This window comes from Pseudomonas cichorii (assembly GCF_018343775.1).
Lineage (GTDB): Bacteria > Pseudomonadota > Gammaproteobacteria > Pseudomonadales > Pseudomonadaceae > Aquipseudomonas > Aquipseudomonas cichorii.
The window spans coordinates 4,737,282-4,751,179 of sequence record NZ_CP074349.1 but is presented as its reverse complement, the minus strand read 5'-3'; the positions used below and the strand labels follow the sequence as shown (position 1 = coordinate 4,751,179).

At 59.1% G+C, this 13,898-nt stretch carries 14 protein-coding genes; 7 read left to right on the top strand and 7 right to left on the bottom strand.

Annotated features, from left to right (window positions below):
* Nucleotides 1-8 precede the first annotated feature (8 nt).
* From KGD89_RS20245 to KGD89_RS20230, 4 genes are all read right to left on the bottom strand, one after another.
* Nucleotides 9-1,034 (bottom strand): AbrB family transcriptional regulator, encoded by a 1,026-nt coding sequence (locus KGD89_RS20245; RefSeq protein ID WP_038400013.1) that lies wholly within the window; start codon nt 1,032-1,034, stop codon nt 9-11.
* Nucleotides 1,027-2,541 carry a tripartite tricarboxylate transporter permease gene (locus KGD89_RS20240; protein WP_025261588.1) on the bottom strand — a complete coding sequence of 505 codons (1,515 nt, stop codon included), beginning with the start codon at nt 2,539-2,541 and terminating at the stop codon, nt 1,027-1,029. Before KGD89_RS20240 ends, KGD89_RS20245 begins: the two co-directional genes overlap by 8 nt.
* Nucleotide 2,542: 1 nt before the next feature.
* Entirely contained in the window at nt 2,543-3,001 is a 459-nt protein-coding gene (locus tag KGD89_RS20235) for a tripartite tricarboxylate transporter TctB family protein (RefSeq protein ID WP_025261587.1), read from the bottom strand.
* A gap of 65 nt (nt 3,002-3,066) precedes the next feature.
* A complete protein-coding gene (locus KGD89_RS20230; protein ID WP_162883702.1) occupies nt 3,067-4,053 on the bottom strand; it encodes a Bug family tripartite tricarboxylate transporter substrate binding protein in 987 nt (328 codons plus the stop codon).
* A gap of 434 nt (nt 4,054-4,487) precedes the next feature.
* Here KGD89_RS20230 and KGD89_RS20225 point away from each other — a divergent pair, with 434 nt between their 5' ends.
* On the top strand, nt 4,488-5,159 hold the full coding sequence (locus tag KGD89_RS20225; RefSeq protein WP_025261585.1) for a response regulator: 672 nt from the start codon (nt 4,488-4,490) through the stop codon (nt 5,157-5,159).
* Complete coding sequence (locus tag KGD89_RS20220) at nt 5,152-6,537, top strand: sensor histidine kinase (RefSeq protein WP_025261584.1); 1,386 nt, start codon at nt 5,152-5,154, stop codon at nt 6,535-6,537. Before KGD89_RS20225 ends, KGD89_RS20220 begins: the two co-directional genes overlap by 8 nt.
* On the opposite strand, the gene KGD89_RS20215 is transcribed toward KGD89_RS20220, so the two are convergent.
* Both KGD89_RS20215 and ygfZ read right to left on the bottom strand, forming a co-directional pair.
* Nucleotides 6,531-7,352: an HDOD domain-containing protein gene (locus tag KGD89_RS20215; protein ID WP_025261583.1), complete on the bottom strand. Its 822-nt coding sequence runs from the start codon at nt 7,350-7,352 to the stop codon at nt 6,531-6,533. The genes KGD89_RS20220 and KGD89_RS20215 overlap by 7 nt on opposite strands.
* 110 nt (nt 7,353-7,462) lie before the next feature.
* Nucleotides 7,463-8,404 carry a CAF17-like 4Fe-4S cluster assembly/insertion protein YgfZ gene (ygfZ, locus tag KGD89_RS20210; protein WP_038400011.1) on the bottom strand — a complete coding sequence of 314 codons (942 nt, stop codon included), beginning with the start codon at nt 8,402-8,404 and terminating at the stop codon, nt 7,463-7,465.
* A gap of 142 nt (nt 8,405-8,546) precedes the next feature.
* Here ygfZ and KGD89_RS20205 point away from each other — a divergent pair, with 142 nt between their 5' ends.
* On the top strand, nt 8,547-8,801 hold the full coding sequence (locus KGD89_RS20205; RefSeq protein WP_025261581.1) for an FAD assembly factor SdhE: 255 nt from the start codon (nt 8,547-8,549) through the stop codon (nt 8,799-8,801).
* On the top strand, nt 8,785-9,249 hold the full coding sequence (locus KGD89_RS20200) for a protein YgfX (protein WP_025261580.1): 465 nt from the start codon (nt 8,785-8,787) through the stop codon (nt 9,247-9,249). Before KGD89_RS20205 ends, KGD89_RS20200 begins: the two co-directional genes overlap by 17 nt.
* Here KGD89_RS20200 and nadB read toward each other — a convergent pair.
* Nucleotides 9,218-10,834 (bottom strand): L-aspartate oxidase, encoded by a 1,617-nt coding sequence (gene nadB, locus KGD89_RS20195; protein WP_025261579.1) that lies wholly within the window; start codon nt 10,832-10,834, stop codon nt 9,218-9,220. The genes KGD89_RS20200 and nadB overlap by 32 nt on opposite strands.
* Nucleotides 10,835-11,420: 586 nt before the next feature.
* On the opposite strand from nadB, the gene rpoE reads away from it, so the two are divergent.
* The 3 genes from rpoE to KGD89_RS20180 are packed head-to-tail and all read left to right on the top strand — an operon-like array spanning nt 11,421 to nt 13,590.
* Nucleotides 11,421-12,002, top strand: coding sequence for an RNA polymerase sigma factor RpoE (gene rpoE / locus KGD89_RS20190; RefSeq protein WP_002554912.1), 582 nt, complete (start codon nt 11,421-11,423; stop codon nt 12,000-12,002).
* A gap of 32 nt (nt 12,003-12,034) precedes the next feature.
* The gene (locus tag KGD89_RS20185) at nt 12,035-12,625 is read left to right on the top strand and encodes an RseA family anti-sigma factor (RefSeq protein WP_025261578.1); all 591 of its coding nucleotides are present in this window, start codon (nt 12,035-12,037) and stop codon (nt 12,623-12,625) included.
* Nucleotides 12,626-12,633: 8 nt separating this feature from the next.
* Entirely contained in the window at nt 12,634-13,590 is a 957-nt protein-coding gene (locus tag KGD89_RS20180) for a MucB/RseB C-terminal domain-containing protein (protein WP_025261577.1), read from the top strand.
* The last annotated feature ends 308 nt before the right edge of the window (nt 13,591-13,898 follow it).

Below are 13,898 nucleotides of genomic sequence, written 5' to 3'. Positions count from 1 at the left end.
TGCAGCTCCTATCTCCTATCCCAGCGCCGATACAACGGCTCTGCCAGAAACATCACAAACAATAACCGCATGACCTGCATTGCTGTCACCAGTGGCACCGAGAGTTGCAGCACCTCGGCTGTCAGGCTCATTTCGGCGATGCCGCCTGGCATCATGCCCAGGGTCAGGGAGCGCAGGTCCAGGTGGGTGAGGGTGCTCAAGCCCAGTGCGGCGAGGGCTGCGATCAGCATGGTCAGGGCTGTCCCCACTAGCGTGCGTCCGAGAAAGGACGGTGCCCGCCTGAAGAACTCACGATTGAAGTGACAGCCCAGGCCGCTGCCGATCAGCAGTTGACCAAGCTGGCTGGCCCCGTTGGGCAGTCCGATTTTCAAGTCCCAGGCGACACTGACCACTGAACTGAGCAGCAGAGGCCCGAATAGCCAGGGATTGGGTTGTTTGAGGCGTTGCCAGAGAAAAGCCAGTACCGCGCCCGCGGGCAGCAGAAACAACAACCATCGCCAGTCCACCGTTGTGGCATGCAGCGCTGGAGTGCCGTCACCCAGCAGGTATTTGAAGATCGCCGGTACACACAGCACCACCGCCAGCACCCGCAGGCTTTGAGCGGCAGCAACACTGCTGAGGGTCGCACCATTGCGTGCGCCGAGATTGACCATCTCCCCCGAGCCGCCCGGCATGCTTGAGAAAAACGCCGTAGGACGATCTTCCCCGGTACGTAGCATCAGCCAGACGCTGACCACGCTGGAAAGACTGGTCACCAGCGCCCCGAGCACAATCAGACCGAAGTGTTCCAGTACTTGCTCGATGACTACCGGGGTAAAGTGCAGGCCAATCCCGATGCCGATGATCAGTTGCCCGACTTTGCGTCCGCCGGGGATTTGCGTCAGTTGCCAGGGTGTCAGACAGCGGACCAGGATGATCGCCAGCAACGAGCCGATCATCCATGGCAAAGGCCAGCCGACCTGGCTGGCGAGGTATCCGCCAAGCAGGCCGACCAGCGGGGTTCCCCACCAGCTACGAAAGGACCGGTCAGACATCGGCCAGTGCGCGCGACTGCCTGGAGCGCTTGCGCCAGATCCGGTACAGCGGGAACAGCAGCATGAAAATCGTCACGATCCAGACACCGATGCTGATCGGGCTGGCCCACAGGATTTCCAGCGCGCCATTGGAGATCGACAGCGCACGTCGCAGATTCTGCTCCATCAAACCACCCAGAATGAAACCGAGCAGGATCGGCGACAGCGGGAAGTCCAGTTTGCGCAGGATGTAGCCGAAGATACCGATACCCACCATCAGGAACAGGTCGAAGGTCGTGGCATGCACGGCATAGACGCCAATCGCGGTAATGATCGCGATCACCGGCACCAGCGCCCAGTTCGGTACGGCAAGGATGCGGGTGAAGATGCGGATCATCGGGATGTTGAGAATCACCAGCATGATGTTGGCGATGAACAACGAGGCGATCAAGCCCCAGACAATGTCCGGTTGCTGCTGGAACAGCATCGGGCCGGGCGTGATGTTGTACAGCGACAGGGCGCCGATCATCACCGCCGTGGTGCCGGAACCCGGAACACCCAGAGTCAGCATCGGCACCAGCGCGCCGCAAGCGGTTGCACCGATGGCGGTTTCCGGGGCTGCGAGGCCGCGCATGTCGCCCTGGCCGAACTTGCCGCTTGGGCCGGCAATGCGTTTTTCGGTCATGTAGGCCACGGCGCTGGCCAGCGTTGCACCGGCGCCCGGCAATACGCCCAGGCCGAAACCGAGCAGGCCGCAACGAATGTTCACGATGAACACCGCCGAAGCTTCCTTGAAGTTGAACAGCATGCGCCCGGTGGCTTTCACGGCTTCCTGGCCGCGATGGGTTTTCTCCAGCAGCAACAGAATCTCGCTGATGGAAAACAGGCCCAGCACCAGCACCACGAACTGAATGCCGTCAGTCAGGTGAATGTTGTCACCGGTGAAACGGTACACGCCGCTGTTGGCATCGATACCGACGGCTGACAGGAACAGGCCGATCAGTGCCGCAATAAAGGTCTTGAGCGGCCTATCACCCGCCATACCGCCCAGGCAGACAATCGCAAAGACCATCAGCACGAAGTATTCCGCCGGGCCGAAGGCTATCGCCCACTTGGCCAGCAATGGCGCAAACAGCACCATGCCGCAGGTGGCGATGAACGCCCCGATGAATGAACTCCAGGCCGACAGCGACAAGGCGACACCTGCCAGTCCCTTGCGGGCCATGGGATAACCGTCCAGCGTGGTCATCACGGTAGAGGCTTCGCCGGGGATGTTCAGCAGGATCGAGCTGATGCGGCCGCCGTATTCACAACCCAGATACACCGCAGCCAGGAGAATCAGTGCCGATTCAGGTGGCAGGCCCAGTGCGAATGCGATGGGAATCAACAGCGCGACGCCGTTGATCGGGCCAAGGCCCGGCAGCAGGCCGACGACGGTGCCGATCAAGGTGCCGGACAGTGCCGTGATCAGGTTGTAAGGCGTGAGGGCGACACCGAATCCCTGACCCAGATAGCTGAAAGTATCCATATCAATTCTCCAGAACGCTGAGCAGGCCCAAAGGCAAGGGGACGTCCATGGCTTTATCGAACAGCAGATAAAGGCCGACGCTCATCAGGGTCACGACGACGATGCCGGGCACCCAGCGACCGCCATACAGGCGCGCCATGGGAATGCCGATCAGGATGCTGCTGAGGATGAAACCCAGAGGCTCGAACAGACCGGCGAACACCAGCAACAGTGCGATGCAGGTGCCGATCTTGATCAGGGTTTCGCGATCCAGAGGCGGTTCGTCTTCGGAATGCACGATGGGCGTCGGGCGAAACAGCAGGTACAGCAACGCCAGGCCCATCAGCCCGAGCATCAACAGCGGGAAGGCGCGAGGGCCTACAGGTTCATAGGAAAACGGGGCCTGATACGGCCAGGCCATCAGCGTCAGGCCTGCGCATACCAGTAACAGTGCAGCAGCGAAAATGCGTTGCAAGACCATGGGAAGCTCCTGTTTTGCGCCTGCCGGGCAGGCGCAACGGGTCGTCAGTCAATTGAGTTCAACAATCACTGAATCAGGCCGAATTCCTTGGCCAGCATCTTGTAGTCCGCAACCTGTTTCTTGACGTAGGTGTCCAGCTCCGCGCCGGTCATGGCGAAGGGGAACAGCTCGCGCTGGTCGCGCAGCTTGGCGAAATCCTCCGAGGCCAGGATCTTGTCGAAGGAGGCTTTCCACCATTCGTAGGCTTCATCGCTGACTTTGGGGCCGACATAGAAACCGCGAACAACAGGCCAGACGATGTCGTAGCCTTGTTCCTTGGCGGTCGGAATGTCTTTCATTTCCGGCTCGTCGATGCGCTTCTCGGCGAACACTGCCAGCAGGCGCATGTCACCGCTCAGGATGTGGGGCATGGAGTCGGAAATATCGGTACTGCCCACCTGAATGTGGCCGCCGAGCAGGGCGGTCGCAATTTCACCTCCGCCTTCCAGCGCAACATAGCGCAGGGCGCGAGGGTTGATGCCGGCGGCTTTGGCGATCAGTGCGGTCTGCATCCAGTCCTGGCTGCCGACGGTGCCGCCGGAACCGATCACCACTTTGCTCGGGTCGGTCTTGAGGGCTTGCACCAAGTCATCGAGGTTTTTGTAAGGCGAATCGCTCTTGACCGCGATGGCGCCATAACTGGTGCCTACTGCCGCGAGCCAGCGCACGGCATTTTCATCGAAACGGCCGAACTTGCCTTGTGCCAGATTGAGCAGCGAGCCGCTGGACCATGCCACCAGTGTTCCCGCATCGGCTGGACGCTGGGCGACCACTGCGTTGTAGGCCACGGCACCAACACCGCCAGGCATGTACGTCACACGCATCGGGGTGCTCAGGATTTTTTCGTTGATCAGGGCGCTTTGCACCAGCTTGCAGGTCAGGTCGAAGCCACCGCCCGGCGAGGCCGGCGCGATGCATTCCGGGCGCTTGGGCTCTGCGGCGAACAATTGGGTAGCAACCAGCATGCAACCGGCGGCCAGGCTCAAATGACGCAAGGATAAAATCATGGTCAGTCTCCTGAAACGTTTTTTGTTTTTGGATTAGAGAAGCTGTTCAGTACGATTTGTGTCGAATGTACTGCTGAGCGACACGTTTTATCGTTGACGCAAATGAGTGCATCGCAAGCGGGATGTGGGTTCGCAGGGCTGGAGTGAGGTGGTCGAGGGCTCTACACGGTAGACGGTTTGCAAAGCCTGGGATGGCTTGGACATTGTTGACTCCGTTTATTGTTTTTATTTTACAGACGCATCCGGGCGCCTTTATTTACGTACCCATTTTTGCGGGTCGTATCGCGATGCTAAATGGTGAACCTTTCATAAACCTTTCAACTATCTTTCAGGTGTCTACTCAATAGCCTCCAGTTGTTTCAATGCTTCACAGGTTGTGGCACGCCTGTACACTTCGTCTTCGTGCCCTCATTACAACATTCATGATTCAGGAGACGGCGATGCGTGTTCTTCTCGTCGAAGACCATCTGCAATTGGCTGAAAGTATCGCCCAGGCGCTCAAGAACGCGGGTTTGAACGTTGATGTACTGCACGATGGCGTGGCCGCCGACCTGGCCTTGAGCAGTGAGGAATATGCAGTGGCAATCCTCGATGTAGGGCTGCCGCGTCTGGACGGGTTTGAAGTGCTGGGTCGTCTGCGGGCGCGGGGCAAGAACCTGCCGGTGCTGATGCTGACCGCACGCAGCGATGTGAAGGATCGGGTCCACGGCCTCAATCTGGGGGCCGATGACTATCTGGCCAAACCATTCGAGCTTTCGGAGCTGGAGGCGCGGGTCAAGGCTCTGCTGCGTCGCAGTGTTCTGGGTGGTGAGCGGCAGCAGCGCTGTGGTGTGCTGGCCTATGACCTGGACACCAGACGCTTCACTCTGGGCAGCGACCTGCTGACGCTGACCTCCCGTGAGCAGGCCGTGCTCGAAGTGCTGATTGCCAGGCCGGGCCGGGTGATGAGCAAGGAGCAACTGGCGGCCCAGGTGTTTGGTCTTGATGAAGAAGCCAGCCCGGATGCCATCGAAATCTACGTGCATCGCCTGCGCAAGAAACTCGATGGCCATCCCATCGCGATCGTGACTTTCCGTGGCCTGGGTTACCTGCTGGAAAATCGCGATGCATAACGACAGCCTGCGTTGGCGACTGTTATGGAACCTGGCATTGCTGCTGATCGTGCTGATGCTGGCCAGCGGCATGAGTGCCTACTGGAATGGGCGGGAAGTAGCCGACACGGCCTACGACCGCACGTTGCTGGCTTCGGCAAGAACCATCGCGGCCGGCCTGACCCAGCGTGACGGCACGCTGAGTGCCGATGTGCCTTATGTGGCCCTCGATACCTTTGCCTACGACAGCGAAGGTCGTATTTATTACCTGGTCAACGACATCAACAAGACGTTGATTTCAGGCTATGAAAACCTGCCTTCTCCGCCTCCCGGAACCTTGCGCACCGACGATTACCCGGCACTCGCCAAGTTCTACAACGGGGTTTACCTGGGCCAGGATGTGCGGGTGGTCAGCCTGCTCAAGCCGGTCAGCGAACCCGGTATGAACGGGATGGCGGAAATTCGCGTGGCTGAAACCCAGGAGGCCAGGGTGCGCATGGCCCGAAGCCTGATGGCGGACACCTTGCTGCGCCTCGGCATGCTGGGCGGTGGGGCCTTGCTGTTAGTCTGGATCACGGTCAGCTCTACCTTGCGTCCGCTGGAACGATTGCGTACGGCAGTGGAAGAGCGACAACCCGATGACCTGCGCGCGTTGCCCATGGTTGAGGTGCAGCGTGAACTGCGTCCACTGGTGAGTGCGCTCAACCACTTCACTGAGCGCCTGCGTTTGCAGTTCGAGCGTCAGGCGCAGTTTATTGCCGATGCGGCCCATGAGTTGCGCACACCACTGGCTGCGCTCAAGGCGCGGGTCGAGTTGGGTTTACGTGATTCCGACCCGGTGCAGTGGCGTTCAACCCTTGAAGCGGCTGCTCAGGGCACAGATCGACTGACGTCTCTGGCCAACCAGTTGTTGTCGCTGGCGCGCATCGAGAACGGTGCTCGTGCGATTGCCGAAGGCGGCGTGCAGAAGCTGGATCTGAGCCAGCTGGCGCGTGAACTGGGCATGGCCATGGCCCCACTGGCCCATTCCCGTGGCGTGGCGCTGGCGCTTGAGGCTGATGAGCCGGTCTGGTTACGGGGCGAGCCGACGTTGCTCAATGAGTTGCTGAGTAACCTGATCGACAATGCCCTGGCGCATACGCCGGTGGGCGGCAACGTTGTGCTGCGAGTCTATGCGCCATGCGTTCTTGAGGTCGAAGACGATGGCTCGGGCATTCCGCAAGAAGACCGTGAGCGGGTCTTCGAGCGTTTCTACCGCCGCAATCAGCAGGGCAGCGGTTCAGGCCTGGGGCTGGCGATAGTCGGTGAGATCTGCCGCGCCCATCTGGCGCAGATATCCCTGCATGACGGGGCGCAGCGTGGTCTTAAGGTCCGGGTCAGCTTTGCGGCCTATCAGTAAAGCATGCCCATGGCTTCGTCCATTTCCGCACTCAGCAGTCCGCCTGCCACATTCAGTTCCAATTGATGAAAGGCTGGCAGGTCGACAATGTCGATCTGGCTGAAGGGGTGAGTGGTGTTCTTGTGGATATGGATAGTCGCGACCTGCACCAGGTCGATGTAGTCGGCACTTTTGGACACGCGTGTGAAGTCCTGGAACTGCGCAGGGACGGCCGCCAGCGGTTCCGGGAAGTCCCATGAGCGCAGCAGGCGCTCGCCAATGATCGGGTGAATGTTGTCGATCACATGGTTGAGACTGATTGCGTCGGACAGCAGGTCGAAATGGTCCTCGGCATACGTCAGGATCGGCAGGATGCCGATCAGGTGAATCAGTCCGGCGAGCGTCGCCTGATCCGGCTTCAGGTTGGTGTGACGATGACAGAGGGTGTAGCTGATCCCGGCCACTTGCAGGCTCTGTTTCCAGATTTCCCGCATCTTCTGTTCGACGACTTCCGACTTGGCGTGAAACATCTGCTCGACCACAAGCCCGATGGCCAGGTTACAGGTGTAATTGACCCCCAGGCGACGGATCGCGGTGTTCACGTCGCTGACTTCAAAGTTGGCACGCAGCAGCGGGCTGTTTGCAACCTTGATCAGGCGTGCGGACAGGGCGGTGTCACTGCCGATGACTCTGCTCAGTTCGGCAATGCTTATTTCGGTGTTCTCGGCAGCCATACGGATCTTCAAGGCTACCTCTGGCAGGGTAGGCAGAAACAAGGCATCTCTATCGATTGCCTTGATCAGGTTTCTCTGCACCTCGTCAGCCATCTTGCTCATGTTGCATCTCGCAGCCGTTAGGGGTGTTCAGACCGCCTGGCGCCGGGTGAGCGTCAGGAGGCCTGATAACTTTTGTGACAGTTGTAGCGCGCGGGTGTTCGCTGCGTGACTTAACGCTGGGTTTCGAGCTTGCTGTCCAGGGTATAGGGCAGTTCGCTCAATTGCAGGGTGGGTCCGTCTGGCGAGCCGAGATGAAGGTTGCCGCTTTCAGCAGCATCGGCCTGCAGCACCGCTAGCAACTCGATGCCTTGTTCGGCACTGGCCGCGATAACGACATTGCCCACGGCGCTGTTGTGTACAGGTGAGAACAGCGACGTGCCGGGTTCAGGAAGCTCGCTGGCTTCAAGTGTCAGGCGATAAAGCCTGCGCTTGAGTTTGCCAAGATACTGCATGCGGGCGACGATTTCCTGGCCGGTGTAACAGCCTTTCTTGAAGCTGACGCCGCCGACTGCCTGCAGATTGATCATCTGCGGGATGAATTCTTCGCGAGTGGTGCCCACGACCTGACCGATACCGGCGCGGATCTGGCCCAGCAGCCAGTCATTGAGCGGGCCTTCAGGCAGTTGGGCGGCCAGTCGCGACTTCACCTCTTCTGCCTGTTCGGCACGAACCCAGAGTTCGGCCCGGGCAGGGGAGACACGAATGGCAAGCAAATCGTTGGCGCGCACCAGTGCGTCAGTGTCCTGAGGCAGGTCCAGCCCGAGGCTGACCAGGGTGCCATCGCCATCCTGCAGGCCGAAACGCACCCAGGCGGCGCTCTCGTCGGTCAGCTTGGATTTGGAGAAGACCGCATATTTTTTCAGGTCCAGCAGTTGCGGTTCGATCAGCTCGCTGGCCATTGCCAGCAGGCAGCCATCGCCTTCAAGCACGATGCGGAAACTCGACTGCATGCGGCCTTTTTGTGTGCAGCGGGCACCCAGGCTGGATTTGCCGTCGTTCAGGTAGTTGAGGTTGCAGGTCAATTGACCTTGCAGGAATTTGCTGGCATCCACGCCGCGAACGGCAAGAATGCCCTCATGGGATAGCGTGCTGAAGAAAGCTGAGTGGGCCATGGTCATCGCAAGAGGAAAAAGTCTGGGGCACATCATAGTGCCGAGTCGTGAATATGGGTATATGAAAACTGCTGCGACCATTGGGCAATTCGCTCAACCGGCTCGCGCCTGTATACTCGCGGCCTACTTTGAGGAGCGCTCCATGGTCGAAGACGTCGAACTCAACCGCCTTTATTGGCACAGCCGCCGCGGCATGCTTGAACTGGACGTGCTGCTGGTGCCGTTTGTCCGGGAAGTCTACCCGCAATTGAATCAGGAAGATCGTGACCTTTATCGTCGCCTGCTCACTTGCGAGGATCAGGACATGTTCGGCTGGTTCATGCAGCGCGCCGAGTCCGAAGATCCCGAATTGCAGCGCATGGTTCGCATGATTCTGGACCGTGTCCAGCCCAAGTGATGGTTTCGAGTGCCACTGGCAGGCCTCGCGCCTGCTGTTGGTCGGGTATCTGAGCGTTCAGTTACTGGCGCTCATTGCCCTGTATTGGCTTGATATCCCCGGCTGGGCGTCTGCGCTCGGCGCCCTGTTTTGCCTGGCTCATGGTTTTTGGGTCATTCCCGGATCGATCCTGCTTGCGCGCCGTTCGGCAGTCACCGCCTTGCGGCGTGATCGCAAGGGCTGGCAAGTGTGGAGCGAACAGGGCAGCTGGCAGCCTGTGCAGCTCTGTCGTGACAGCCTGGCTTTGCCATGGATCGTCATTTTGCGCTTTCGTCCCGTAAAAGAGGGGCGAGCCGGGCGCTGCATAAAAAGCATCTGCATTCCCCGCGACGCGCTGACGCCGGATACCCACCGACGCCTGCGTGTCCGCCTGAAGTTCAGCCCGCGTAGGTGGGCGGTACCAGAATAGTGTCCAGCGCCTGAGGCAACATGTCCGGGTAATCCAGGGTGTAATGCAGGCCTCGGCTTTCCTTGCGCTCCATCGCCGAGCGGATCATCAATTCGGCCACCTGCGCCAGATTGCGCAGCTCGATCAGGTCGCGGCTGACCTTGTAGTTACTGTAGAACTCATCGATTTCATCGAGCAGCAGACGAACCCGGTGCTGGGCGCGCTGCAAGCGCTTGTTGGTGCGCACGATGCCGACATAGTCCCACATGAAGCGCCGTAGTTCGTCCCAGTTGTGCGCAATGATCACGTCTTCGTCCGAGTCGGTGACCTGGCTGGCGTCCCAGGCGGGCAGGTTGTCCGGCATCGGGATATTGGTCAGTTGCTCCTTGATGTCCGCAGCCGCCGAGCGTGCGTAGACAAAGCATTCAAGCAGCGAGTTACTGGCCATGCGGTTGGCGCCGTGCAAGCCGGTGAAGCTGGTCTCGCCAATGGCGTACAGGCCGGGTACGTCGGTGCGCCCCTTGTTGTCGACCATCACGCCGCCGCATGTGTAATGCGCGGCCGGCACCACCGGAATCGGCTGTCGGGTGATGTCGATGGAGAATTCCAGGCAGCGCTCGTAGACCGTCGGGAAGTGGGTCTTGATGAAGGCTTCAGGCTTGTGACTGATGTCCAGATAGACGCAATCGATGCCCAGACGCTTCATTTCATGGTCGATGGCCCGGGCAACGATGTCCCGTGGGGCCAGTTCGGCGCGCTCATCGAAGCGGGGCATGAAGCGCTCGCCGTTGGGCAGCTTGAGATATGCGCCTTCGCCACGTAATGCTTCGGTAATCAGAAAGCTCTTGGCCTGCGGGTGATACAGGCAGGTCGGGTGGAACTGGTTGAACTCCAGATTGGCGACCCGGCAGCCGGAACGCCATGCCATGGCAATGCCGTCGCCACAGGCGCCGTCCGGGTTGCTGGTATAGAGGTAAACCTTTGCTGCGCCGCCGGAGGCCAGAATGGTGAAGCGCGCGCCGTAGGTGTCGACTTCTCCGGTCTTGCGGTTGAGTACGTAGGCGCCCAGGCAGCGCTGGCCTGTCAGGCCCAGGCGTCGCTCGGTGATCAGGTCGATGGCGGCGCGCTGATCCAATAGCTCGATATTCGGGCGCTTGCTGGCCTGTTCGAACAGGGTCTTGAAAATGGCGGCACCGGTCGCGTCGGCCGCGTGGATGATCCGGCGATGGCTGTGGCCGCCTTCGCGGGTCAGGTGGAATTCAAAACCGCTTTCTTCGGTGTCCGAGTGGTCGCCACGGGTAAAGGGTACGCCCTGGTCGATCAGCCACTGGATGGATTCACGGCTGTGTTCGACCGTGAAGCGCACCGCTTCTTCATTGCACAGGCCGCCGCCGGCATTGAGGGTGTCTTCGACATGGGATTGTACGGTGTCGGTGTCGTCGAGCACGGCCGCGACGCCGCCCTGGGCCCAGAATGTAGAGCCATTGGACAGGTCGCCCTTGCTCAGGACGGCAATGCGCAAATGTCCGGGAAGGGTCAGCGCCAGACTCAACCCTGCCGCGCCGCTGCCAATCACCAGTACATCGTGCTGAAAATGTTGACTCATCTATGAATTCTGCCTTTGGCGGCCATCAGGTTCTGTGATTTCAATATGGTTTTGCGCTATGCCACGGATCGGGTGGACATGCTTTGTTTTGCGCAGTCATGGAGTTCGTGCTGAAACGGCAACAGGCCCTAGTATAAGTAAGGGGGTATCGGCACAATAGCCTCGCCTTTATGGCAATCTGAGACTATTGCGGCACAGGATTGTGCGCCAGTCCCTGATGTCATGCATACCGTTTTCCATTGAGTCGCTTATCAGGGCTGCAGCATTGGCCTGATTCCGGGAGAAAGGTGTCTTGCGCCTGTGAATGAGCATGGGAACTTTTAATCGGGCCTATGCTCAATAGCGGGTTGCCTATAAAGGAACAGCGCCGGTCTGCACGAAGTCGATCGATCATCGACAGTGGGACCGGCGACAAGACTATTCACGCAGCCGACCCTGGTCGAGCTGCGTTTTTCGTGCAGGTCTAATCACTGCCTGCAGGAAACTTGCTTGGAAGGGGAGAACTTTTGCGAAAAGCCCGAGTCTATGTTTGCAAGCCTGAACAATGGCTGATGCAACACCCCTCCATGCTCAACGAGGAGTGTTCATGCTAACCCAGGAAGAGGATCAGCAGCTTGTCGAGCGCGTTCAGCGCGGTGACACGCGAGCATTTGATCTGTTGGTGCTGAAGTATCAGCACAAGATTCTAGGGTTGATCGTGCGATTCGTGCACGACACCCATGAGGCTCAAGACGTTGCACAGGAAGCCTTTATCAAGGCCTATCGTGCACTCGGCAATTTTCGCGGTGACAGTGCTTTCTATACATGGCTGTACCGCATCGCCATCAACACGGCGAAAAACTATTTGGTGTCGCGCGGTCGGCGACCACCAGATAGCGATGTAAGGTCTGAAGATGCGGAGTTCTACGATGGCGATCATGGCCTCAAGGACATCGAATCGCCAGAGCGTGCATTGTTGAGGGATGAGATCGAGGGCACTGTCCATCGGACCATCCAGCTTCTCCCGGAAGATTTGCGCACTGCACTAACTTTGCGTGAATTCGATGGTCTGAGTTACGAAGACATTGCGAGCGTCATGCAATGTCCCGTTGGTACCGTGCGCTCCCGGATCTTCCGCGCTCGGGAAGCCATCGACAAAGCCCTGCAGCCGTTGTTGCAGGAATCCTGAGACAGCGGCGATAGCCAAGAGAGGAAACCGCCATGAGTCGTGAAGCCCTGCAGGAATCGCTGTCCGCAGTGATGGATAACGAAGCGGATGAGTTGGAATTACGTCGGGTACTGAATGCCATTGACGACGCCGAGACACGTGCAACGTGGTCGCGTTATCAGGTAGCCCGTGCAGCCATGCATAAAGAGTTGCTGGTGCCTCATCTGGATATTTCGGCTGCTGTATCTGCCGCAATCGCCGATGAAGTCAGCCCGCTGAAGGTCGCTCGTGGCCCGTGGCGCACTCTGGGCCGTCTGGCCGTTGCCGCTTCGGTAACTGTCGCCGTTCTGGCAGGTGTTCGTCTCTATAACCAGGACGAAATCGCCGGTGCCCAGTTGGCCCAGCAGGTTCAGCAGCCAGCTAACCTGTCCGTGCCGCAAGTGAAAGGCCCGGCAGTACTGGCCGGCTATACCGAACCGACCGAGCAGACCGGCCCTATGGCCAATGGCGTCTTGCAGGGTCAGGCCGGTGAAGGCGATCAGCGTCTGCCAGGTTATCTGCGTCAGCACGCTCAGGAAGCAGCGTTGAAGGGCACTGAAAGCGCGCTGCCATACGCACGTGCTGCAAGTCTGGAAAACCGTTAAGGAAGAGCATGCGAGCCGTCCCGCTATTACCGCTTCTGCTAGGTGGATGGCTTGCCCTTCCCGCGCATGCCGATGATGCGCAAGACATGTTCAAGCGTCTTGCGCAAGCCAATCAGCAACAGAGCTACCAGGGTACTTTCGTTTACGAACGTAACGGCAGCTTCTCCACTCACCGTATCTGGCACAGTGTTGGTAACGGTAAGGTCAGTGAGAGGCTGCTACAGCTCGATGGCTCTGCCCAGGAAGTCTTGCGTGTTGATGGTCTGACGCAATGTGTCAGTGGCACGCTTGTTTCGGGCGTTGCCAATCCCTCCGATTCTACTGCGCGTATTTTCGATACCCAAAAACTCTCGGCCTGGTACGACATGACGATTGTCGGCAAGTCCAGAGTTGCAGGTCGGGCGGCTACTATTGTGGCCATTACGCCCAAGGACCAGCACCGCTACGGGATCGAGTTGCATGTGGACAACGAAACCGGTCTGCCTCTGAAGTCTCTTCTGTTGAGCGAGAAAGGGCAGTTGCTGGAGCGCTTCCAGTTTACCGAGCTCGATACAGTCGCACCTTCCGCAGCGTCGCTGCAGCCCAGTTCCGATTGCAAGGCGGTGAGTGCCGTCAAGGCCAAGGCTGAGCCTTCAAGCGCGCCTGTTGCGTGGCGCTCCGAATGGCTGCCGCCAGGTTTCGAGCTCAGCAGCAGTGCCGCCCGCAAGGATCCTGCCTCGAAGGCTCTGGTCTCCAGCCTGATGTACAGCGATGGCCTGGCGCGTTTCTCGGTATTCATCGAGTCGGTGAGCGATGGCTCGACGACGGATATTCGTACCCAGCTTGGGCCTACGGTCGCCGTGTCGCGCAGGCTCACCACGCCGCGTGGTGTCGTGATGGTGACTGTGGTTGGCGAGATTCCCATGGGGACCGCCGAGCATGTGGCTCTGTCCATGCGCAGCACCGATATGCAGGCCAGCAAGTAATCCTGTCCTGACAGGTAACGTTGGAAATGATGTCAATGCCCGGGATGTATAAAAGGTTTCATCTTGGGCTCGATAACACGCCAGACCGCAGTTCACCTGGCCTTGGGCAGAGATACTGAAATGTTTGGTGAGGTTTGCAAGTTGCAAAAACTCTCGTTTTTTTCTATAGGTCACAGCCTTGCAGCTCTGGCCTTTGTCGTTTCTGGGGCCGGAAAGCTGGTCCAGGTGTCGCATCCTATGCGGCGCATGAGTCTTTGAGCCAGTCGCTCTGTACTGCTTAACTTTGCTCGTTGTTAACGGGAGCCGTA